The organism is Vreelandella malpeensis (genome assembly GCF_020622355.1).
In the GTDB taxonomy this organism is placed as follows: Bacteria; Pseudomonadota; Gammaproteobacteria; order Pseudomonadales; family Halomonadaceae; genus Vreelandella; species Vreelandella malpeensis.
On record NZ_WHVL01000005.1, the window covers coordinates 115,394 to 137,639 of the forward strand.

25 protein-coding genes are annotated in these 22,246 nt (G+C 61.7%); 15 read left to right on the top strand and 10 right to left on the bottom strand.

Features of this window, described 5'->3' with window-relative positions:
• The first annotated feature begins 20 nt into the window (after positions 1–20).
• The gene (locus GEV37_RS12350) at positions 21–782 is read left to right on the top strand and encodes a VOC family protein (protein WP_227390562.1); all 762 of its coding nucleotides are present in this window, start codon (positions 21–23) and stop codon (positions 780–782) included.
• Positions 783–818: 36 nt separating this feature from the next.
• On the opposite strand, the gene GEV37_RS12355 is transcribed toward GEV37_RS12350, so the two are convergent.
• Together GEV37_RS12355 and GEV37_RS12360 are read right to left on the bottom strand one after the other, a co-directional pair.
• Positions 819–1,478, bottom strand: coding sequence for a CoA transferase subunit B (locus GEV37_RS12355; RefSeq protein WP_227390563.1), 660 nt, complete (start codon positions 1,476–1,478; stop codon positions 819–821).
• Positions 1,479–1,508: 30 nt separating this feature from the next.
• Entirely contained in the window at positions 1,509–2,207 is a 699-nt protein-coding gene (locus tag GEV37_RS12360) for a CoA transferase subunit A (protein ID WP_227390564.1), read from the bottom strand.
• A gap of 283 nt (positions 2,208–2,490) precedes the next feature.
• Here GEV37_RS12360 and GEV37_RS12365 point away from each other — a divergent pair, with 283 nt between their 5' ends.
• Together GEV37_RS12365 and GEV37_RS12370 are read left to right on the top strand one after the other, a co-directional pair.
• Complete coding sequence (locus GEV37_RS12365) at positions 2,491–3,372, top strand: acetyltransferase (RefSeq protein ID WP_227390565.1); 882 nt, start codon at positions 2,491–2,493, stop codon at positions 3,370–3,372.
• Positions 3,309–4,274, top strand: a complete 966-nt coding sequence (locus tag GEV37_RS12370) for a LysM peptidoglycan-binding domain-containing protein (RefSeq protein WP_338035129.1) — start codon at positions 3,309–3,311, stop codon at positions 4,272–4,274. The genes GEV37_RS12365 and GEV37_RS12370 overlap by 64 nt, the downstream gene beginning before the upstream one ends.
• Before the next feature lie 80 nt (positions 4,275–4,354).
• Here GEV37_RS12370 and gcvT read toward each other — a convergent pair whose 3' ends face one another.
• Positions 4,355–5,470, bottom strand: a complete 1,116-nt coding sequence (gene gcvT / locus GEV37_RS12375; RefSeq protein ID WP_227390566.1) for a glycine cleavage system aminomethyltransferase GcvT — start codon at positions 5,468–5,470, stop codon at positions 4,355–4,357.
• Positions 5,471–5,540: 70 nt separating this feature from the next.
• Positions 5,541–6,941, bottom strand: coding sequence for an alanine/glycine:cation symporter family protein (locus tag GEV37_RS12380; protein ID WP_227390567.1), 1,401 nt, complete (start codon positions 6,939–6,941; stop codon positions 5,541–5,543).
• 421 nt (positions 6,942–7,362) lie between these two features.
• Here GEV37_RS12380 and gcvH point away from each other — a divergent pair, with 421 nt between their 5' ends.
• Together gcvH and gcvP are read left to right on the top strand one after the other, a co-directional pair.
• Complete coding sequence (gcvH, locus tag GEV37_RS12385) at positions 7,363–7,749, top strand: glycine cleavage system protein GcvH (protein ID WP_227390568.1); 387 nt, start codon at positions 7,363–7,365, stop codon at positions 7,747–7,749.
• A gap of 78 nt (positions 7,750–7,827) precedes the next feature.
• On the top strand, positions 7,828–10,722 hold the full coding sequence (gene gcvP, locus GEV37_RS12390; protein ID WP_227390569.1) for an aminomethyl-transferring glycine dehydrogenase: 2,895 nt from the start codon (positions 7,828–7,830) through the stop codon (positions 10,720–10,722).
• A gap of 81 nt (positions 10,723–10,803) precedes the next feature.
• On the opposite strand, the gene GEV37_RS12395 is transcribed toward gcvP, so the two are convergent.
• Complete coding sequence (locus GEV37_RS12395) at positions 10,804–11,694, bottom strand: LysR family transcriptional regulator (protein ID WP_227390570.1); 891 nt, start codon at positions 11,692–11,694, stop codon at positions 10,804–10,806.
• Between the two features lie 194 nt (positions 11,695–11,888).
• On the opposite strand from GEV37_RS12395, the gene ppnN reads away from it, so the two are divergent.
• From ppnN to GEV37_RS12425, 6 genes are all read left to right on the top strand, one after another.
• A complete protein-coding gene (gene ppnN, locus GEV37_RS12400; protein ID WP_275951406.1) occupies positions 11,889–13,274 on the top strand; it encodes a nucleotide 5'-monophosphate nucleosidase PpnN in 1,386 nt (461 codons plus the stop codon).
• Positions 13,275–13,334: 60 nt separating this feature from the next.
• Positions 13,335–14,057 (top strand): sulfite exporter TauE/SafE family protein, encoded by a 723-nt coding sequence (locus GEV37_RS12405; protein ID WP_227390571.1) that lies wholly within the window; start codon positions 13,335–13,337, stop codon positions 14,055–14,057.
• Positions 14,058–14,139: 82 nt separating this feature from the next.
• On the top strand, positions 14,140–14,343 hold the full coding sequence (locus GEV37_RS12410) for a hypothetical protein (protein WP_227390572.1): 204 nt from the start codon (positions 14,140–14,142) through the stop codon (positions 14,341–14,343).
• A gap of 91 nt (positions 14,344–14,434) precedes the next feature.
• On the top strand, positions 14,435–14,614 hold the full coding sequence (locus tag GEV37_RS12415) for a hypothetical protein (RefSeq protein ID WP_227390573.1): 180 nt from the start codon (positions 14,435–14,437) through the stop codon (positions 14,612–14,614).
• 85 nt (positions 14,615–14,699) lie between these two features.
• Entirely contained in the window at positions 14,700–15,110 is a 411-nt protein-coding gene (locus tag GEV37_RS12420) for a hypothetical protein (protein ID WP_227390574.1), read from the top strand.
• A gap of 257 nt (positions 15,111–15,367) precedes the next feature.
• Positions 15,368–16,267 (top strand): endonuclease, encoded by a 900-nt coding sequence (locus tag GEV37_RS12425; RefSeq protein WP_227390575.1) that lies wholly within the window; start codon positions 15,368–15,370, stop codon positions 16,265–16,267.
• A 15-nt stretch (positions 16,268–16,282) separates the two neighbouring features.
• On the opposite strand, the gene GEV37_RS17105 is transcribed toward GEV37_RS12425, so the two are convergent.
• Positions 16,283–16,753 (bottom strand): peptidoglycan-binding protein, encoded by a 471-nt coding sequence (locus tag GEV37_RS17105; protein WP_422822638.1) that lies wholly within the window; start codon positions 16,751–16,753, stop codon positions 16,283–16,285.
• Positions 16,754–17,136: 383 nt separating this feature from the next.
• Between GEV37_RS17105 and GEV37_RS12435 the strand changes: the two genes are divergently transcribed.
• The 4 genes from GEV37_RS12435 (at position 17,137) to GEV37_RS12450 (ending at position 19,733) form a co-directional block, all read left to right on the top strand.
• Positions 17,137–17,478, top strand: coding sequence for a hypothetical protein (locus GEV37_RS12435; RefSeq protein ID WP_227390576.1), 342 nt, complete (start codon positions 17,137–17,139; stop codon positions 17,476–17,478).
• Positions 17,479–17,785: 307 nt separating this feature from the next.
• Complete coding sequence (locus tag GEV37_RS12440; protein WP_227390577.1) at positions 17,786–18,016, top strand: DUF1654 domain-containing protein; 231 nt, start codon at positions 17,786–17,788, stop codon at positions 18,014–18,016.
• Positions 18,013–18,462, top strand: coding sequence for a LexA family protein (locus tag GEV37_RS12445; protein WP_227390578.1), 450 nt, complete (start codon positions 18,013–18,015; stop codon positions 18,460–18,462). The genes GEV37_RS12440 and GEV37_RS12445 overlap by 4 nt, the downstream gene beginning before the upstream one ends.
• Positions 18,459–19,733 carry a Y-family DNA polymerase gene (locus GEV37_RS12450; protein ID WP_227390579.1) on the top strand — a complete coding sequence of 425 codons (1,275 nt, stop codon included), beginning with the start codon at positions 18,459–18,461 and terminating at the stop codon, positions 19,731–19,733. Before GEV37_RS12445 ends, GEV37_RS12450 begins: the two co-directional genes overlap by 4 nt.
• A 311-nt stretch (positions 19,734–20,044) precedes the next feature.
• On the opposite strand, the gene GEV37_RS12455 is transcribed toward GEV37_RS12450, so the two are convergent.
• From GEV37_RS12455 to GEV37_RS12470, 4 genes are all read right to left on the bottom strand, one after another.
• Positions 20,045–20,803 carry a DNA adenine methylase gene (locus tag GEV37_RS12455; RefSeq protein ID WP_227390580.1) on the bottom strand — a complete coding sequence of 253 codons (759 nt, stop codon included), beginning with the start codon at positions 20,801–20,803 and terminating at the stop codon, positions 20,045–20,047.
• A 160-nt stretch (positions 20,804–20,963) separates the two neighbouring features.
• Positions 20,964–21,212, bottom strand: a complete 249-nt coding sequence (locus tag GEV37_RS12460; protein WP_227390581.1) for a hypothetical protein — start codon at positions 21,210–21,212, stop codon at positions 20,964–20,966.
• Entirely contained in the window at positions 21,212–21,811 is a 600-nt protein-coding gene (locus tag GEV37_RS12465) for a phage tail fiber protein (protein WP_449361575.1), read from the bottom strand. The genes GEV37_RS12460 and GEV37_RS12465 overlap by 1 nt, the downstream gene beginning before the upstream one ends.
• 41 nt (positions 21,812–21,852) lie before the next feature.
• A complete protein-coding gene (locus GEV37_RS12470; protein WP_227390583.1) occupies positions 21,853–22,203 on the bottom strand; it encodes a hypothetical protein in 351 nt (116 codons plus the stop codon).
• Positions 22,204–22,246 lie beyond the last annotated feature (43 nt).

Genomic DNA, 22,246 nt, shown 5'->3' on the forward strand with positions numbered 1-22,246 from the left:
AGGCGGCAAGGACACTGGCGATGCAGCGCGAAGAATTCGAGCAGCAGCTCTGGCTTGACTACATCCATACCCACCCCGAGCTTGGCGGGCTCGCCCTCTGGCACGGCACGCGGGCGGACTATCTCACCCTGGTGACGCTCGACATCGGCCCGTTCAGCGCCGTTGAGCTCACGCGCAAGCTCCACCGCATGGGCTACAGCCCCTCGGCCCAGTACGCGCTGGCGGACAAGGGCCTGATGATCCATCTTCTGCGCGCCGAAGACAGCAGTACACTAGTGCTGGTCGAGCTCAAGCTCGGTACGCTGTGTCGCGCCCCGCGCGAGGCGCTCGAAGCCCTCGTCGACCGGTGTCACCCCCAGGATTGCAAGGGGCACAACCTGCTGTGCCGGGGTCGCCCCTGGCCGATGCCTTCCTGGTCACTCTACTGTACGCTCGAGCAAGAGCATCCGCTGGCCGCGTGGCTCTCGGTGATGGGCCCGCGCGTGCACCACGCAGGCTTTGATTGCCGCACCCTCGGCGAGCCCATCGGCGTTCTGGATCAGGCACTCGCGGGCGCGGGGATGCCGGGACACCAGCACCGTTACAACGGCATCTTTTCGGTCTCGAAGGCACTAGAGCACCGCTTCTACCCGGCGATGCCGCAGAGAGTGGCCTTCTGTCACGGCGATCAGCATCGACTCTGCCTGGGCGGACTGGCGTTGGCGGAGCCGGGAGGAGCGGCGTCGACGGTGCCGCTTTGCGACGAGCTGCTGCCGGCCCACGCCCGCTGCGAGATGGCGTGACGCATCACGCTACCTCGCAGCTTCACGGCTATCGATTCAGTCGAAGCGCATTTCCGGGACATGATCCGGCACGATCAGCTTGCCGGCGGTCTTTTCCTTGATCTCCTCGACGCTGACACCGGGCGCGCGCTCCTTGAGGATGAACGCGCCATCCTTGATCTCTAGGTAGGCCAGGTCGGTGAGCACCCGGTTGATGCAGCCCGCACCGGTCAGCGGCAGCTCACACTTCTCGAGCAGCTTGGATTCGCCGTGCTTGGAGGCGTGGGTCATGGTGCAGATGATGTTCTCGGCACCGGCGACGAGATCCATCGCCCCGCCCATGCCCTTGATCAGCTTGCCGGGAATCATCCAGGAAGCGATGTTGCCGTGCTGGTCCACCTCGAAAGCGCCGAGCACGGTAAGATCCACGTGGCCGCCGCGGATCATGGCGAAGGACTCCGCCGAGGAGAAGATCGCCGCGCCCGGCCGAGCAGTGACGGTCTGCTTGCCGGCGTTGATCATGTCCGGGTCGAGCTCCTCCTCGGTGGGGAAGCGCCCCATGCCGAGCAGCCCGTTCTCTGACTGCAACATCACATCGATGCCGTCGGGAATGTAATTGGCCACCAGAGTGGGAATGCCGATGCCCAGGTTCACGTAGAAGCCGTCTTCGAGTTCGCGGGCGACGCGCTGCGCCATCTGTTCACGAGTTAACGCCATGGTAACTACCTCTTAGTCAGTGGAGTGAGCTCAGCTTCGCACCGTGCGCTTCTCGATACGCTTCTCGAAATCGCCCTGGATGATGCGATCGACGTAGATCCCCGGCGTATGGATCTGGCTCGGGTCCATTTCGCCGGGTTCGACGATCTCCTCCACTTCGACCACGGTGATGCGCCCGGCGGTAGCCGCCAGCGGGTTGAAGTTCTGCGCGGTATGGCGATACATGACGTTGCCGTAGCGATCCGCCTTCCACCCCTTGACGATGGCGAAGTCCCCGGTGATCGCTTCCTCCAGGATATAGTGGCGCCCGTTGAACTCGCGCACTTCCTTGCCTTCGCCGATCGGCGTGCCGTAGCCGGTGGCGGTATAGAAAGCGGGGATGCCCGCGCCGCCGGCGCGCATCTTCTCGGCCAGCGTCCCCTGCGGGGTAAGCACCACCTCGATCTCCTCGTCGAGCATCTGCTGCTCGAACAGGGCGTTCTCGCCGACATAGGATGCGTAGATGCGGCTGACCTGGCGCTTCTCGAGCAACAGACCCAGGCCGAACCCGTCCACCCCGCAGTTGTTGGAAACCACCGTGAGGTCCTTGACGCCGCGGCGCTTGATCTCGCCGATCAGGTTCTCGGGAATGCCGCAAAGCCCGAACCCGCCGGCGAGAACGGTCATGCCGTCCTCGATGCCTTCCATCGCTTCCTCGTAGGAAGAGACTCGCTTGTCGAATCCTGCCATGTGTCGCCTCGCTTTGTTATCGCTGACTACGCTGCATCGAGCACAGTCAAAGGGTGAGCGGCAAGCTTGCCTTTCGTGTCAGTTGATATAGTTGATAACTTTGTAGTTGCTAACTTTATAGTTGGTAACTTGAACGCCGTTATCAATTTTTTTCTCAACTTATTAAAGCGCTGGCCGGACCGTCAAGCGGGATTTACTGGGAACGAACGCCTCGATCCTTTAGCATTCGGCTCGAAACGGCCAGTGCCCGCCGACGGTTTCATCCATCACGAGGAGAGAAGGTATGCCGGTCTTGAAAGGTGTCATGAGCATCTTGCTGCTCACGCTGAGCACCCTTTTCTGGGGCGTGCCGCTGATACTGCTGACACTGTTGAAGGTCGTTGTGCCCGGACGGCGGGCCAAGCAGCGCCTGCTCGACGGGCTCTGCGCGGTGGCGCTGAACTGGATCGGTCTGAACCTGTGGTGGATGAAGCGCCTGCTAAAGCCCAGGGTCACCATCGATGTGCCCGACGGCATCACCCCGGAGCAGTGGTGGCTGGTGATTGCCAATCATCGCAGCTGGACCGACATTTTTCTGCTGTTCATGGCACTGCACCGGCGCACGCCCATGCCACGCTTCTTTCTCAAGCATCAGCTGATCTGGATTCCCATCGTGGGGCTGGCGTTCTGGGCGCTCGAATTTCCCTTCATGCGCCGTTTCAGCCGCGAACAGATTGCCAAAAATCCTAAGCTCGCTACTATTGATAGGGATTCGACCGAGCGCATGTGCCGCCAGGCGCGCCACGCGCCCATCTCGATCTACAACTTCGTCGAGGGCACCCGGTTCAGCGTCGCCAAGCGCGACGCGCAGCAAAGCCCGTTCAAGCACCTCTTGAGGCCAAAGGCCGGCGGTGTCGCCCAGGTACTGGGTCTTCTGGGCAGCCAGCTTGACGGTATCCTGGACGCCACCCTCTGCTACAGCCGCCCGTCGCCGAGCTTCTGGGCCTTTCTGTGCGGGCAGGAAGCACCGGTCACGCTCATCGTCCGTTTGATCGAGATCCCCGAGTGGATGCATACCGCCGACTACCATCAACAACCGCAGCACAAGGAACGCTTCCACGCATGGATCAATTCACTCTGGCAGGAAAAAGACGCTCTGCTGGAAAACCTGGCCGATCACGACTAGCCGCCGGGCTTTGCCTTTGTCTACTGGCGACGGTGCTCGCCGGCTGCGCCGGCTCCTCGCCCTCCTCGACCCAGCGCGCCCCGGCGAGCGCAAGCGTCGGCACCGTCAACGGGCAGTGGGTCGAGGTCAAGCGCGGCGACACCCTGGGCAAGCTCGCCGCCAGCGCGAACGTTCCCGTCGAGCGTCTCGAGCGCTTCAATCCCGGTATCAACGCCCAACGCCTCGCGGTAGGCCAGCGCCTGCTGATCCCCACCCAGCAGGAGCGCGCGCCTTCCGGCGGGCCCTACCGCTACCAGATTCGCGCCGGCGACACCTTCTCCGGCGTCGCGCGTCACTTCGGTACCACGTCTGGGCGTATCCAGAGCGCCAACCCGAGCACCTCGCCCACCGCGCTGCGCGTGGGGCAGGTGATCAGCGTTCCGTTGAGCGGCGGCTCCTCGTCCTCTTCCGGTGCCCGCTCCAGCGCGTCCGCTCCAGCTTCTGCCAAGCCCGCTCCAGCCCCCACGCCGAGCGCCAGCGTACCCGCCTCGGCGCGCAACTGGCCCTGGCCGCTCGAGGATTATCGTATCGTTCGCCGCTTCGGCACCGACAGCCGAGGCACGCTGCAACCGATGCTGCTGGCGACCCAGGCCGGCGCCCGAGCGCAGTCCGTCGCCCCGGGCGAGGTGCGCTTTGCCGACGGCATGCGCCAGCTCGGCCAGGTGGTCATCATCCACCATGCCGACAACCTGCAAAGCGTGTATGCCTTCTGCGAGCGCATCCTGGTCAGCGTGGGCCAGAGCGTCAAGGCCGGCGAGCCGCTGTGCGAGGTCGGCCAGAGCAGCGCCACCAACCGCCATGACCTGCTGTTCGACCTGCGCCAGGCCGGCAAGCCGATCGATCCACGCCAGGTGCTGCGCTAACCGCAGGCGGTAAACGCTCCAACGCAAAGGCCCCGGTCATCGCCGGGGCCTTGGTGCATGGGGAGTACGTAAGCGGTTGACTAGGTGCCGCGGTAGTAGCCCGGCGTCACGAAGGGGGTCTTGGTCACCGTCATGGGCAAGCGCTTGCCGCGCACTTCGGCGTAGACCACGCTCTGCGGCGTCTCGAACTCGCGGCTGACGTAGCCCATCGCCACCGGCTTGCCCAGGCTCGGCCCGAACCCGCCGGAGGTCACCACGCCCACCTCCTCGCCCTGCTCGTCGACCAATCTCGCGCCTTCGCGAACCGGCGCGCGCCCGTCCGCCACCAGCCCCACCCGCTTGCGTGTGTGGTCCTTGGCGTCGATCTGGTGCAGCACCACATCGGCACCGGGAAAGCCGCCGGCGCGCTCGCCGCCATGGCGGCGCGGCTTGCCGATCGCCCAGATCAGCCCCGCCTCCACCGGCGTGGTCTGCATGTCCATGTCGTGACCGTAGAGGCACAGCCCCGCTTCCAGGCGCAGCGAATCCCGCGCACCGAGGCCGATCATCTCTACTTCCGGCTCGTCGAGCAGCGTCTTGGCGAAGGCTTCGCACTCGCCTGCCGCCACCGAGATCTCGAAGCCATCCTCGCCGGTGTAGCCGCTGCGACTGACCCACACCTCGTGACCCGCGATATCGAATCGGCCATGCTGCATGAAGACCAGCTCGCAGGCCGCCGGGCAGAGCCTTTGCATCACGTCCACCGCCTGGGGGCCCTGAAGGGCGAGCAAGCCACGGTCGAGCACCTCGATCTGGTGGGTGGCGCCGAGGTTGGTGCGCAGATGCGAAATGTCCTGATCCTTGCAGGCGGCGTTGACCACCAGGTAGAAGTGATCTCCCGCGTTGACCAGCATCAGGTCATCGATGATGCCGCCGTCGGTATGGATGAACAGGCCATAGCGCTGACGCCCCGGCGCGAGCCCCTCGAGATCCGCCGGAATCAGCGTCTCGAGTGCTGCGGCGATGTCGGCCCCGGCCACCGTGATCTGCCCCATGTGGGATACGTCGAACAGCCCGCAGCGGGCGCGAGTATGCTCGTGCTCCTTCTTGACGCCCAGCGGGTACTGCACCGGCATGTCATAGCCGGCAAAGGGCACCATCTTGGCACCCAGCGCCTGGTGAAGCGCGTGAAGCGGCGTTTTCCTGAGTTCCGTCATATCCAATCCTCGCCGTTAATAGACGGGCCGGGAAGCATGCGGCTTCCCGGCCCGAGGATGTCGTCTGGGCTTACTGATCGTGGTCCAGGGCTTCGCCGGGCAAAACGTCCCTGCCTGCAAAGTAATCTCTGGTCAGCTTGAAGACCACCGGCGAAAGCAGCGCCAGCGCGATCAGGTTGGGGATCGCCATCATGGCGTTGAAGGTGTCCGCCATCAGCCAGATAAAACCGAGCTGAGCGATCGCACCGAGCGGGATCGCCAGGACGAACAGCACGCGGTAGAGCATGATCGAGCGGGTCCCGAACAGAAACTGGAAGCACTTCTCGCCGTAGAACGACCAGCCGAGGATCGTGGTGAAGGCGAAGATCGCCAGCGCCACTGCGACGATCTGGTTACCGAAGCCCGGCAGCGCCGCATCGAAGGAGAGCGCGGTGAGCGAGGCGCCCTGCTCGCCGGTCTGCCATACCGTGGAGGTCAGGATCACCAGTGCGGTGATGGTACACACGATGATGGTATCGATGAAGGTGCCCAGCATGGCAATCAAGCCCTGGCGCACCGGGTTCTTGGTCTGCGCCGCTGCGTGGGCGATGGGGGCGCTACCCAGGCCCGCTTCGTTGGAGAAGATGCCGCGCGCCACGCCGAAGCGAATCGCCGCCATCACCGCCGCACCGGCGAAGCCGCCCGCCGCCGCGATGGGGTTGAAGGCGTAGTAGAAGATCAGCCCGAACGCCTCGCCGATCTGACCGGCATTGACGATCAGTACGATAAGTCCGGCCAGCACGTAGGCGATGCCCATGATCGGCACGAGCTTGCCCGCCACCTTGGCGATCCGCTTGATGCCGCCGAGAATGACCGCACCGGCCAGCACCATGATCACCACGCCGGTGAGCCAGTGCGGTACACCGAAGGTAGCATCCATGGCGTCCGCCACCGAGTTGGACTGGACGGTATTGCCGATGCCGAAGGCCGCCACCGCGCCGAAGAACGCGAACAGTGCCCCGAGCCACATCCACTTCTTGCCCAGTCCGTTCTTGATGTAGAACATCGGCCCGCCGACGTGGTAGCCGGTGCTGTCGGTTTCACGATAGCGCACCGCCAGGACCGCCTCGGAGAACTTGGTCGCCATACCCACCAGCGCGGTGATCCACATCCAGAACACCGCACCGGGCCCGCCGAGGGCGATCGCCGTGGCGACCCCGGCGATGTTGCCGGTGCCGATGGTCGCCGAGAGCGCCGTCATCAGCGCGTTGAAAGGTGATATCTCACCATCGTCGCCCTTCTGGACGCTTGCCTTTCCAGGCTTGGCGTCGCGGCCTTGCCACATCAACTTGAAGCCCATGCCGAGCTTGCGGATCGGCATGAGCTTCAGGCCCGCCTGGAGGTAGATGCCCACTCCCAGCAGCAAGATGAGCATCAACGGGCCCCACACCACCCCGTTGATCGCTCCCAATACATTCGTCGCAGTTTCCACGCTCTTCTCCTTTCCCTTTTCTTGGCAATGGGTACCTTGGATGAGTACCGACTTGTTCTACCGCGACAGAAGGGTCGCTTCTTTCGCCGTTTTTATAAGAACCCGAGCGCGGGGTGGTGCTGCCACGCTCGACTGCCCTGTTTTACACCATTTGCTTGCTGGCTCGCCATGGCTGAGCGCTTTTTTCCTCTCTGCCCGCACACGTGCAAGGCCTTGGGCCCAACGCTAGCAGCGCGTTCCATGTAACGGTGAAGAGTGAACGCAAGCGACGATAGCCCCACCCATCACGCCAAACTAGAAATTTGTTTCCTATGAGAAACACGGTACCATAGCGCCCATTATTCACGCCGTCCGGAAGTCGCCAGCGGGCTTTACAAGCGCTAGTATCATCCGTTCCAGATAATCGTTTAGGGGACATATCATGAGCAACTTGCCTTCCAACCTGCGTTACGCCAAGAGCCACGAATGGGTGCTGGACAACGCCGATGGCACCGTGACCATCGGCATCACCGACCATGCCCAGCAGGCGCTGGGCGACGTGGTGTTCGTCGAGCTTCCCGAGGTCGGCCAGACGGTCAGCAAGGGGAGCGAGTTCGGGGTGATCGAATCGGTCAAGGCCGCCTCGGATCTCTACTCGCCGGTCGATGGTGAAGTCGTCGAGGTCAACGAAGCACTCGAGGACGCTCCGGAAACCGTCAACGAAGCGCCTTATGAAGGCGGCTGGATCATGAAGGTGCGCGCCAGCATCGACGACGCCGGCGATCTTCTCGACGCCGATGGTTATCAGGCCACTCTCGCCGACGACTGATCCTTCAGCGCCTGCCTCATCGGCAGGCGCTTTCCTTTACGTTCTGCATGTATGTCCCATCACGTCCGGAAGCTTCCCATGCCCTTCGAAACCCGCCGCCTGGCCGAACTGGCCGACCACGACGCTTTCATCCAACGCCATAACGGCCCGAGCGACAGTGACGTCGCCACCATGCTCGATGCCCTCGGCCTTGGGCGCATCGACGAGCTGATCGAGCGCACCGTGCCCGGCGACATTCGCCTGGGCCGCGAGCTCGCCCTCGATGAGCCCCAGGGTGAGGCCGAAGCGCTCACCTACCTTGCTCAGCTGGCGCGCCAGAACCGGGTGGCCAAGAGCTATATCGGCCAGGGCTACTACGACACCCACCTGCCGGCGGTCATCCAGCGCAACGTGCTGGAGAACCCGGGCTGGTACACCGCCTATACCCCCTACCAGCCGGAAATCTCCCAGGGCCGCCTGGAGGGGCTTCTGAACTTCCAGCAGGTGGTGATGGATCTGACCGGCATGGAGCTTGCCAACGCATCGCTGCTCGACGAAGCCACGGCGGCGGCCGAGGCAATGGCGCTTTGCAAACGCGCCAACAAGAAGAGCACGTCCAACGCCTTCTTCGTGGCCGACAACGTCTTTCCGCAGACCGTCGACGTGGTCAAGACCCGGGCGGAGTGTTTCGGGTTCGAGCTGGTGACCGGCCCCGCCGAAACCCTGACCGAGCATGACGTGTTCGGGGCGCTGCTGCAGTACCCGGGCGCCGGCGGCGCCGTGACCGATCTCGCACCGCTGATCGAGACGGCCAAGGAACGCGGCGTGATGACCTGCGTGGCGACGGACCTGTTGAGCCTGGTGCTTTTGAAGGAGCCGGGTGCGATGGGCGCGGACATCGTGGTGGGCAACTCTCAGCGCTTCGGCGTGCCGATGGGCTTCGGCGGCCCCCACGCGGCGTTCTTCGCCACTTCTGATAAGCTCAAGCGCTCCATCCCCGGGCGCATCATCGGTGTCTCCAAGGACAGCCGTGGCAACACGGCGCTGCGCATGGCGATGCAGACCCGCGAGCAGCATATCCGCCGCGAGAAGGCGACCTCGAACATCTGTACCGCCCAGGCGCTGCTTGCCAACATCGCCGGCTTCTACGCCACCTACCACGGCGCCGAAGGGCTCAAGAAGATCGCCGCGCGCGTCCATCGCCTGACCACGCTGCTGGCGCTGGGCCTCGAGCAGGCGGGCGTGACGCTGGCCAATGACAGCTGGTTCGACACCCTGCGCCTGACCGGCGTGGACGCCGGCAAGATCCATGGCCGGGCGATGACCCAGGAGATCAACCTTCACTATTTCGAGGGCGGCGACATCGGTGTCAGCCTGGACGAGACCACCACCGCCCACGACCTGGCCGCCCTGTTCGACGTGCTGCTCGGCGACGAACATGGTCTTTCGCTGCCGACGCTGGAAGAGAAGGCGCTTTCCGACCAGCGCAGCGGCATTCCTGCCGCCTACCGTCGGGAGAGCGATTTCCTGACCCACCCCACCTTCCAGCGCTACCGCAGCGAAACCGAGATGCTGCGCTACTTGAAGCGCCTGGAGAACAAGGACCTGTCGCTGGCGCACGCCATGATCCCGTTGGGCTCGTGCACCATGAAACTCAACGCCACCAGCGAGATGATCCCGATCACCTGGCCGGCGTTCGCCAAGCTCCACCCCTTTGCCCCGCGCGAGCAGGTGGCGGGCTACCACCAGATGATCGACGAACTGGCGGCGTTTCTGGTCGAGATCACCGGCTACGACCACGTCTCGATGCAGCCCAACTCCGGCGCCCAGGGCGAGTACGCGGGGCTTCTGGCCATTCGCCGCTACCAGGCCGCCAGCGGCGAGGGTCATCGTGACGTCTGCCTGATCCCGAGCTCCGCCCATGGCACCAACCCGGCATCGGCGGCCATGCTAAGCATGGAAGTCGTGGTGGTCGAGTGCGACCGCCTGGGCAACGTCGATCTCGAGGACCTGACGAAGAAGGCCGAGCAGTATCGCGAGCGCCTTTCGGCGATCATGATTACCTACCCCTCCACTCACGGCGTGTTCGAATCCCACGTGCGCCAGGTGTGCGAGGTAGTCCACGCCAATGGTGGCCAGGTCTACGTGGACGGCGCCAACATGAACGCCCAGGTCGGCTTGACCCGCCCGGGTGACTTCGGCGGCGACGTCTCGCACCTGAACCTGCACAAGACGTTCTGCATTCCCCACGGCGGTGGCGGCCCGGGCATGGGGCCGATCGGCGTGAAGGCGCACCTGGCACCCTACGTTGCCAACCACGTGGTCACGCCGATCAAGGGCGTCAAGACCGAGGGCGGCGCGGTGTCGGCGGCGGCCTTCGGCAGCGCCGCGATCCTGCCGATCTCCTGGGCCTACATCAAGATGATGGGCGCCCGCGGGCTGCGCGAGGCAACGCAGTTGGCCATTCTCAACGCGAACTATATCGCCAAGCGGCTCGAGACGAGCTACCCGATCCTCTATCGCGGCGAGAACGGCACCGTGGCCCACGAGTGCATCATCGACATCCGCCCGCTCAAGCAGAGCTCGGGTATTTCCGAGGAGGACATCGCCAAGCGCCTGATGGACTACGGTTTCCACGCGCCGACCATGTCCTTCCCGGTGCCCGGCACGCTGATGATCGAGCCCACAGAGTCGGAATCGCTGTATGAAATCGACCGTTTCTGCGAGGCGATGATCGCCATTCGCGAGGAGATCGAGCGGGTCGAGAACGGCGAGTGGCCACTGGACGACAATCCGTTGGTCAACGCTCCGCACACCCAGCGCGACCTGGCCGACGCCGAGTGGAAACACCCCTATGATCGCATGCTGGCGGCGTTCCCGAGCGACGCGGTGCTGGCGGCCAAGTACTGGCCATCGGTCAACCGGGTCGACAACGTGCTGGGCGATCGCCAGTTGATCTGCTCCTGTCCGAGCATCGACGAGTACCGGGCCTGACAAGACGCCGTCTCCCGTGACAACAAAGCCCCCGCGACCGAGTCGCGGGGGCTTTTTCGTGGGTCAGGCATCTTGAACGAACTAGAGCATGGTTTCCTGCAGGCGCTGTGCCTTGAAGCCGTTCAAGAGCTTCTCGTAGCGCTTGGGCAGCGTGGCGTCACGCCGGCGCAGCACATAAAGCACCTCGTCGACCGTGGTCGGCAGCGCCAGCGCCCGCACCTGGCGCTGCCAGGGTGAGGTTTCCAGCACCAGACGCGATACCACGGTGAAACCGAGCCCGCGCGCCACGGCGTCCAGCACCATGCTCACCTCGTTAGTGAACCCCTGGTGGCGAAAATGGCTCATCGAGCGGAACTCGTCCGGAAAATTGGCGCGCAGCAGATGATTGGCGTGGTTGATGCCATCGTAGTAATTGATGAAACCCAATCCCATCAGCTCCGCCAGGGTGTTGCCGGTGAAATCCGCCGGGACGACCAGGCAAAGCGGTTCCTGATGCCAGACGCTGCACTCGAGATCGGGGTGCTTCACCGCTTCGGTGACGATACCCACGTCGTAGCGCCCGTCGAGGAGGTCGCCGACGATCTCGTGGTTGAAGGCGAAGCTGTAGCTGACCGTCAGGTTGGGATGCATCTGCTGCTGGCCGAGAATGAACGGATAGAGCATCAGCCCCACGCTTCCCGGCGAAGCCAGGCGACACTCGCCGCTGTCGATGGAATCGTCGTCCAGGGCGTGGCGAAACTGCTCGTGCTCGGCGAAGAGCTTCAGGGCGTAGTCGTAGGCGCGCCGGCCGGACTCCGTCAGGCTGAAGCTCTTGCCCTTGCGCTCGATCAAGGTCTTGTCCAGGTAGCCTTCGAGCTTTCGAACGTGCTGACTGACACCGGGCTGAGTCATCTCCAGCCGGCGCGCGGTGCGCGTGAAACTGCCGGTTTCCACCAGCGTGATGAAGGTTCGAAAGTAGTGAGCATTGAACATGGTAGGCGCCTGGCAAGAGTAACATCGGGCGCCGCTTGCGAGGTCACCCGGAGGTCTAGATTAGCATAACCGCCAGGCGCCGTGGCCTTGCGCGAAGCGCCGAGGGTAAGGGATAGTAGGCAGGAGACAGCAGGCAAACGCTTGTCACGCCTGGAATCATTGCTCGCTCACCAGCCAAAGGGATAGCCCCACGCATGAATCAACCGCAGGCCCCGCGCCCCACGATGTCCAGCATCATCTCCCCGGAAGGCAGCCTCGAGGTGCTTTCCCAGCAGGAGGTCAACCGCCTGCAGAGTACCTCCCAGACCGGCCTGCACGATCTTCTGCGCCGCTGCGCTCTGGCGGTGCTCAACTGCGGCAATCCTTCTGATGACAGCCTGGCGATCCTCGAAGCCTACAAGGACTTCGATATCGAGGTGCTCCAGCAGGATCGCGGTATCCGCCTGAAACTGACCAACGCGCCGGCGGAGGCGTTCGTCGATGGGCACATGATTCGCGGTATCCGCGAGCACCTGTCGTCGATCCTGCGCGATATCGTCTACATCTACAACGAGATCCAGCACCATAACCGCTTCGACCTGACCACCGGTGAAGGCACCACCAACGCGGTGTTTCACATCCTGCGCAAGGCGGGCACGCTCAAGCCCGGTCTCGATCCTAGCCTGGTAGTGTGCTGGGGCGGCCATTCGATCTCCCGCCAGGAGTACGACTACTCCAAGGACGTGGGCTATCACCTGGGCCTGCGCGATCTCGACATTTGCACTGGCTGCGGGCCGGGGGCGATGAAGGGCCCGATGAAGGGGGCCAACGTGGCCCACGCCAAGCAGCGGCGCAAGGGCGGGCGTTATCTGGGCATCTCCGAGCCCGGCATCATCGCCGCGGAAGCACCCAACCCCATCGTCAACGAGCTGGTGGTGATGCCGGACATCGAGAAGCGTCTGGAAGCCTTCGTGCGCCTGGGCCACGGCATCATCGTGTTTCCCGGCGGCGTGGGCACCGCCGAAGAGATCCTCTACCTGCTGGGCATCCTGCTTCACCCGAAGAACGCCGCCACGCCCTTTCCGCTGATTTTCACCGGCCCTGCCGATTCCGCTGCTTACTTCGAGAAGATCGACGAGTTCCTGGTCTATACCCTGGGCGAAGAGGTGCGCCGCTTCTATACCATTATCACCGGCGATCCAGTGGCTGTCGCCCGACGCATGCGCGAAGGCATCGACGAGGTCGCGCACTTCCGCCGCGAGCATCAGGACGCCTTCTACTACAACTGGCGACTCAATATCGACCGCGAGTTCCAGGCGCCCTTCGAGCCTACCCATGCGGCCATGAAAAGCCTGGCGCTTCACCGCAACCAGCCCACCCATGAGCTTGCCGCCAACCTGCGCCGCGCGTTCTCGGGGATCGTGGCCGGCAACGTCAAGGAGCCGGGCATCCGCGCGATCAAGGCACATGGTCCCTTCGTGCTCTCGGCAGAGCCCGAGCTGATGACACGCCTGGATGCGTTGCTCGATTCCTTCGTCGCCCAGGGGCGCATGAAGCTCGACGGCCAACCCTACACGCCCTGCTACGTTCTCGAGCACTGACCTTCACCAGCCCGGCCGCGTGCCGGGCTCACTCTCGCGGACCATCATGGGAACCAACGCGTGTTCATTGCCATTATCACTCTGCTGATCGCGGGGATCGTCAAGGGGGCGATCGGCTCCGGCGTGCCGGTCATCGTGGTACCAGTGTTTACCATGCTCTACAACGTCCAGACGGCGATTGCGGTCCTGCTGGCATCGAATCTGTTCAGCAATCTGATCCAGGTCTGGCAGAACCGTCGCCACCTGCTGCCACTGCGTTTTCTGGCGGCGTTCTCGCTGGCAGGGTGCGCGGGCATCCTGGTCGGTACCTGGGGGCTGGTGGCGCTTTCCCACGATCTTTTATCTTTGGGCGTGGCCGGCGCCATCGTGCTCTATCTGGTCATCAAGCTGCTTAAGCGCAAGATGGCGATGCCGATGGACGTGGCCCGGCGTCTTGTGCTGCCGGTAGGGTTCGTCGCCGGTATCCTGCAGGGGGCGGCGGGCATGTCGGCGCCGGCCTCCATCACCTTCCTGAACGCCATGCGGCTCGAGCGGCGGGTGTACATCGGCTCGATCTCGGTGTTCTTTGGCGCCGTCACCGTGGTACAGGCTCCGGCGCTGCTGGTGACGAATATTCTCACCCTGGAGCTTGCCGCCTACAGCATGGCAGCGTTCGTGGTGATCGCCCTGGCGATGCCGCTAGGCGCCGCACTCGGCAAACGCCTGCCTTACGTGTGGTTCGACAACCTCATCATGCTGCTGCTGGCGGGCATCGCCGTGAAGATCATTACCGAGGTTTTCTAGCGGCAGGCGAGGCATTCGCTTAGCCGCTATACTGACGTGGACCGCCACCAGGCGGTTGCCACAGCCAAGGAGAAACGTTCACATGGAAATGATCGATCAACTTCACGAAGGTCCGACCAAGGCTTTCGCCAAGCACTGCTTCGAGGCCTACTCACCGGAGGAGCTCGAGAAAGCCGCCGAAGGCGCGCCAGACGAGGCGGAGATGGAGCATTGGGGTATCACCGCGGGCGAATGGGAAGAGGCGGTGACCACCGCGCTTGCCGATCATCGCTCCAGTCAGGTGTAGAGCCCACCCGCCTGAACCGCTCTCGCGGCTCAGGCGCGTGTATCGAACCACAATGTCCTTGCTCTCTCACCCGCACAACGAGGAGATTGTCATGAGAAAGTGGATTCTACTGGCGCTGTTCAACTGGCTGCGCAAGCCCGCCAACCGCCAGAAAGCCAAGAATGCCTGGGACAAGTATCGCGGTAATGCGCAGCGGCGACCGGGGCAGGCCTCGAGTACGCCTGGCCCAGGCACTGGCCGCCGTCCGGACGACTCTCGCGATCACTTCTGATAGTTGCCGGTATCGAGAACATTGTGGGGAGGGCTCTCCTCTCGCTATAGTGAGCCTCCCCACTCTCGACGAGAAGGCTTCACCGTTGGATAAGGTCACCTACCACGCACGTTGGGACGCGCTCGAGCAGCGCCAGCGCGAACAGAGCAATCTGCCGGAATCCGGCGTCGAGGACGCGACAGCCCTTCACCGCATGCTGACCCATACCTTTCGGGAATTCTTGATCGCCGCCTACTGCGATCACTGGCGTCACGTCTACGCGTCCGCGGCATTCGATCTGACATCGGACCGGGAGGTGCTCATCGCCCGCGCGGTTACCGTGCATGGCTGGACACCGGGCGTCTCGGCTAGTCTCTCGACCCAGGACCTGGCACTATCGCTGATCCATGAACTCGCACGTTTCACGCTGCCGGAAATGGCGGTACACGTTTCCTACATGAACCTGCAGGCCCTGCCCGCGGCGCAGTACCGCGCGCTGATCGAACCCCACGAGTGAGGCCCGCCCTCGCCAGAGGCGACACAAGGCTTTTAACACGCAAACGAAAAACCGCCGCTCGGCATGACCCGTTAGCGGCGGTTTTTTCTTAATGGTCGGAGTGACAGGATTCGAACCTGCGACCTTTGCAACCCCATTACCCTGCCTTTAGACCAATAAACTATTGATTATAAAATGATATGGCTGCATTTTAGCGGCAACCAATACGGCCAATTCGCTCTATAAATATCAGATAGTTACAAGGTAGTTTTCAGTCTATGATCAAGTGTTTAGTAGCTCTATCCATAGGCCTTACGCTGGCCCTCTCCTCGGTAATCGAGGCGGCGCCGCCCTCTTCGTTCAATGCTGCCAAACGCATAGCTGAGCGCGAGATTTACCACGACCAGAGCGAGACGTTTTACTGTGGCTGCACCTTCGATTTTGAACACGGCCCCGACCTGGATAGCTGCGGGTACGAGGTTCGCAAGCAGCCCGCACGCGCGAACAGGATTGAATGGGAGCACGTTATGCCCGCCTACGATTTCGGGCGACAGCGGCAATGCTGGCAGCAGGGCGGGCGTGACAACTGCAGGCGGACAGACCCGGTTTTCCAGATGATGGAGGCCGACCTACATAACCTGGTCCCGGCGATCGGTGAGGTGAATGGTGACCGGAGCAACATGAGGTTCGCTATGGTCAATTCACCAGCTCATGAATACGGGGCCTGCGATGCGGCAGTGTCGTTCGAAGAGCGCGCTTTTCAGCCGCCAGCGAATCGCCGCGGCGACATCGCTCGCACCTACTGGTACATGCGCGACACGTATGGCATCCAAATCAGTCGGCAGCAGCAGCAGCTCTTCACCGCATGGGCGGCGCAGGATCCAGTCGATAGTTGGGAGCTCGAGCGTAACCGGCGGATCGCAGCCATCCAGGGTAACGGTAATCCTCACGTCTCCGATGAAGAACTGCCTCCAGCACCAGAACTGGTGACCCCTTCGTCGGTGCTGGAGAATCTACCTTCAGCTCCCAGCGCCCTAACTGGATTCAGCTGCGAGACTCGGAAAACCTGCGGCCAGATGAGCTCTTGTGAGGAAGCTTACTACCACCTCCTGCAGTGCGGGAATGGCCGCCTAGATGGCGACAATGACGGTGTGCCTTGTGAGGCGATCTGTCGTTAATCTATTCTTTAAGGGCTAGTTTACAGTACAAGCACCGCTTACAGGCTCGTTAAGCGCGTGGGCTGTATTTGGCCCATAGACACCATCAGGCTCCAGGCCATAGGCTGCTTGAAAACGCTTTAAGGCTCGCTCAGTAGAGGGGCCGAATCGACCATCAGCGAAGCTAGAGCTCAACCCAGAGCAGTGGCTTTGCAGCTTGGTTTGCATCTGAAAAGTTTCATTGCTGTACGAGCTGGAACTGGTCGATGTGGAGGATGCTGCACGATGAGACGATCCACCACACTCTGCTGAACGGCTACCCAAGTCGCATCTCAACCTGTTATGTCCGCTTTGGGTTCTCACCATTTCTGAAGACGAGCGGTGGCAATGATAAGGCCTGCTTCCACCATGGCATCCATTTGCATCAAGGCCGCCTGGATGAGCGCTTGCAGATAAAGGCGTCATCAAAATTGCTACTGAAAAGCCTAGGAAAAAGGTAAGTTTCATTTTTTATTCCCTGATCGTGGATATTGGTTGTTATCTATCATCAACACTCTAATGCCGCCAAACGACTGAAAAACATTGGTATTAATGATCGACATTATCTTAGTTACCCAGCCTGTTACCCAGAATAGCGTTTGCTTGAAATTTGATACCTGCTGGATTGTATCGCCTGAGAGCTGAGGGCGCCATGTGAATGGTGCGCACGAGATTATGAGTGCACAGCAGCATCAAACACGGTCGCGCCTGCCATGCGGATCACCGCCACTATCCACTTTCTCGGCCCTTCCTATGCTTACATTGACTATATTGGTTATTGGTAGTCAGCAACCAAACCGCGACTACACCCCAGCTTATAATTGATAAAAGGGTGTTCATGGAGAAGAGTCATGGGAACCGATGAAAACATATTGAAACACCAGCTGGATCATGGAATTTTTGACAATGCTCAATTCCATGGGACAGAAGGCATTGCTAGAAAAGCAATAGATGAGGGGATCAGCACACTATCGCCGAGACAAAGATCGGTGTTAGATCCTTACCTTTCGAATCATTGCTCAGGCGTCACTGATCCAGGGGGGCACCACAACGGTTGTTCTAAAGGACTAAAAGGTGAGGAGCTTTTAGAAGCATACCTCAGAAGTGAAGATTCTGAGTTTTTGCTTTGCGAGAGCTGTGAAAGTGACAAAGGCTACCACGCGCATCAATGGGACCGAATTTCTAGAGAGTAAACCCTTACCTCGCAAGACTACCCATAGCATCGTGAATTGTCCCGATGCCTGAGTCCACATCAACTTATAGAGGTCTGTAGCCACAGCGGATTTTGAATCCGCTGTCGCCCTTTCAACGGCCGCGCTTGCACCGGGCCTCGGCTGAAAATTCAGCCTGTTACGCTTTCCACACCCTCCTATGTTCACAGTGGTCGCACCCAATCTGCGACCAAACTGCGACCAACCCGACCTAGACGGCCCCGCTGGGGCGTGGCTATACTCCGCCCGAATGTACTGTATAAATACACAGCAACAGGGAGGACCCACTATGTCTAGTACCTACCAGCAGCTCGTCGACCGTGTGAAACGCACGATTGGCAGCCCCCGCGCCCAGGCGGACAACTGCACTGAGCTCCAGCGCCAGCCTGACGACAGCGCCGATGACTGGGCGCGCATGCTCAAAGACTTGGGCACCGTCGAGAACGTGACGATGATCCCCCTCGATGAGACCGGCGAGCATGTCCGCATCCGCTGGAACCCCGAGGAGTCGATGTCATGAGCATGCATCTGACGAATCTGGGTCGCGTTGATCAATTCGCCCCAGCCCTCTCGATACCGCTGGTCGCCGGATTTGTTAGAACCGGGTTTCCCTCGCCGGCGGATGACTACCTCGAGGGCGAGCTCGACCTGGTCGATCACCTGATCCAGCATCCGAGTGCGACCTATTTTCTTCGCGCCAAGGGCACCTCGATGGAGGGTGTGGGCATCTATGACGGCGACCTGCTGATTGTTGATCGCTCAGTCGAGCCACGGCCCGGGCACATCGTCATCATGAGCGTCGACGGCGAGCTCACATGCAAAAAGCTGAGCACGATCGGCAACCGGCCCTACCTGGTGGCCGCCAACCCCGAGTTCCGCCCCATACCGCTATTCGGCAGGGAGTGCCAGGTATGGGGCGTGGTGACGCACAACATCCACTCGCTGGCCCCTGGGTTCTCGGTATGATCGCCCTAGTCGACTGCAACAACTTCTACGTGAGCTGCGAGCGCGTATTTCAGCCGCGCCTGGAGGGGCAGCCAGTGGGCGTGCTGTCGAACAACGACGGCTGCGTCGTCGCTCGCTCGCAAGAGATCAAAGACCTGGGCGTGGCCATGGGCATGCCGGCCCATAAAATCGAGCCTCACGTTCGCAAGCAGTGCACGCTCTTGAGCTCGAACTATGCTCTCTACGGCGACATGAGCCGCCGCGTTACCGACGTACTGGGGCAGCACACGCCCCACGTTGAGGTCTACAGCATCGACGAGTCGTTTCTCTCGTTCGAGGGATTTGCTCCGGAGTCGCTTATCGGGCGCTGCCAGGCGATGCGCACCCAAGTGCGGCGGGATACCGGCATCCCGGTCAGCGTTGGGCTCAGCACCAGCAAGACCTTGGCTAAGCTGGCCAACCATCGCGCCAAGAAAGAGCCCCACTTTGGTGGCGTGGCCATCATGGATCCAGGCAGCGACGATACCCGGGCATACCTCGAGCAGCTGCCGGTGAGTGAGGTGTGGGGCGTGGCGCACCGTAGCGCCGTCCGGTTGCACACGCTCGGTATAGAGACCGCTTGGCAACTGCGCGAGGCATCGCCCAAGCACCTGCGCAAGCATTTCTCGGTCGTGATGGAGCGCATCGTCTACGAGCTCCGCGGTGTCAATTGCATCGAGCTCGACGACATGACTGAGCCGAAAAAACAGATCATGGTCTCGCGCTCTTTCGGACGCCTGACACAGAACAAAACCGATCTGCAGGAGGCGGTACGGGTGCACGCCGCGCGTGCCGGCGAGAAGCTCCGGAAACAGAGCGGCCTTGCCCAGGCGATCATGGTGTTCGTGCGCACGAACCGGTTCCGGAGCGATCTGCCAAGCTACAGCAAAAGCGTAGTCGTCCCTTTGCCCGGCGCGACGTGCGATAGCCGCGCGCTGATTCGCGCCGCCGGCGCCGGGCTCGAGCAGATATTCAAGCAGGGAATCTGGTATCAGAAGTGCGGCATCATGCTGATGGATCTGTGCAATCACGAGAACGAACAGCTGGGGCTACTGGGTGAGGCGGAGAACGACGAGACGCGGCAGCGGAACGAACGGCTCATGGCCACGCTCGACCAGCTCAACCGCGAGCACGGCAAGGGCACCGTGCGGCTGGGAATGCATCGAAAAGTGAATGCATGGGAACTGCGCTGTGAACATCGAACGCCGCGGTACACGACGCGCTGGGATGAGCTGAAGGAAGTATCATTGTAGCCATGCCCTCCTTGGCATGGGGCGTTTCCCTACGTGATGCTCCTGCATGATGCATTCGGCATGCTGAGTAGCGGCGCTCCTGGCATCATTATTTAAAATTAGCCAACTCAGTTTGCTTTGTATGTAAGCCATCGATCAATATGATGTAGGCGCACGCTTACATTTGGCTTGCTCCCCGGTTTTTTCTCAACCAGCCAGCCCGGGTGCCCGGCGTTCGTCGTCAAGCGCCGGGATCTCATGACCGCCGGCGTCTGGCGGCTGGCTCGACGCCCTGACGGCCCGCATGGGCACAATGTGCGGGATGCGCCGTTTTAACGATTTGTGATAATCAGCTCCTTGGCTGGCTCCCCGCCACCCCCACCGACGGTGTAACGCGTCTGGGCGGTGCGGATGTTGAGCCCGGCGAACGCCTCGCGCATTTCGGGAATGTCGTTGACGCTGATCACGACCTGGCCCTGGGCGTTCTTCGCGATCTCGGCCATGGCGGCGTACTCCTCGAGCTCAAACGCGTTCCCGTACCCAGCGGTGCCCCAGTAGGGCGGATCGAGGTAGAAAAGCGTCCCTGGGCGATCATAGCGCCGCATGCACTCTTTCCAGTCGAGGTGCTCGATGTACGTTCGCGCCAGCCGCAGGTGGGCCGCGCTGAGATCCTCCTCGACGCGCATCAGATTGAGCGCCGGCGGTGCTCCCACCGAGACACCGAACGTCGGGCTCGACACCCGGGCGCCGAACGCCATTTTCTGCAGATAGAAAAAGCGCGCGGCGCGCTGAATGTCGGTCAAATGCCGGGGGTCGACGTCGCGCTGCATGAGGAAATCCTCTCGGCTCACCAGCGCCCACTTGAACTGCCGTACCAGCTCCTCGAGGTGGTGCTTGACGCAGCGGTAGAGCGTCACCAGCTCGCTATGCCGGTCGTTGATCACCTCGACCTTGCTGGGCTCCTTGAGAAAGAAAATCGCCGCGCCGCCGCAAAACGGCTCGACGTAGGTGGTGTGCGGCTCGAACAGCGGAATGATCTGCTTAGCCAGTCGGCGCTTGCCGCCCATCCACGGAATCAATGGTTTAGACATTATTTACCTGTTTATGCATACAGTTAATGATAGTATTGAACGGCTGTATGTCTACCCCAAACAGGCATCGCACTTTTGCCCCGGCCTCCCCGCCGGGGCTTTTTTCATGCACAAAAAAACCGCCTCGAGGCGGCCGCTTGCACCAGGTCATCCAGGCGATCTACTCAATTAGTTTCACTTGCTGCCACACCACCCGCCGCACCACACCACTCTCGACGTTTTTCACATCGAGCTGGCCATAGCTGAAGTCGGGGTATGGCTGCACCTCATAGCGCCCGACGAACTCCGGGCCGCTCTTGATCGCCACGGTCGTGCCCGGGGCGAGGGTGTCACGCAGCGCCTTCTCGGCCTTCTCCCGGGCGTTCGCCGAGGCTTTATGCAGTTTGTCGAGCTGGGGAAATTCGGACATCAGGTGTCCTCCTGGTCAGGTTCATCGGTATGTTCGGGCGTCTCAAACTCCGGCATGGCGAGCCGCAGCGAGATGAAACGCCCCTCGGGAATATCGATCGGGTCGCCGTCGGCGTACCCTTGGATCTCGTTGCGCGCGAACGGCGGCGCGCCGGGGTGGGTCCGGTGGTAGGTGCGCACCAGCAGATCCCCGCCGTCCTCCTCCTCGATGTCGATCCACAGCAGCGGCAGGTTGTTGCCATCGTGAATGTTCGCGAACTGCCAACCATCGGCGCGCCAGCCCAGCGAGCCAGTCACGCGGTACACGCCCTCGCTCTCACGGCTCGCCATGACGCCCAGTGCCTGGCTATTGGATGCCCCGGCGCCGCCGGGCTCGTATTGCTGCCCTTCCTCATCAGCCATCGCGGTGTCACTGTCACGGGCGAGGCGGAAGATGGGCGAGGCAGTGCGCAAAATCCCGTTTGAATCACGCGTGGCATTGCCCGTCGTGTAGAATGTGTTACCTGTAGGGCGACGATCGGGATCATTTGGGTAGTTTATTGAAACAGCAGGGCTGATAGAGTCCAGGTGCAGTGTGTATTGAGAAGTGCCTCTCGACATGCTCAGAAAGGGCCTGTACACAATGTTGTTTGAAAGCAACCCTAATGGAAACTGACAGCATTAGCTCCGCCGCCGTTGTAAAAACCAGCGACTAGAGATGTTTTCAAATCGGTGACGCTGTTGGGTTCCGACGTACCCAGACCAAAGGCGCCCTCACGCATCAGACGCGAGCCCGGACCTACTACGTCACGCCCTGCCACATTCTCGATCCCCAGGATTTTCTGCAAAGCGGCCAGGTCGCCCACGGCGATCTGTGACAGCGTATCGGCACCGGCGGCCGCGCCCACTCGCTGATTATTCAGACGCACCAGGTTCTTGGCGCTCTTGATGAGGTCCTCGAACGCCGCGATGAGCTCGGCGTTTTTGCTGTTGTACTGGTCCTGATTACTCATTGGGGGCACCCCGCAAAACGATGAATGGATGGCGTCAGTGATG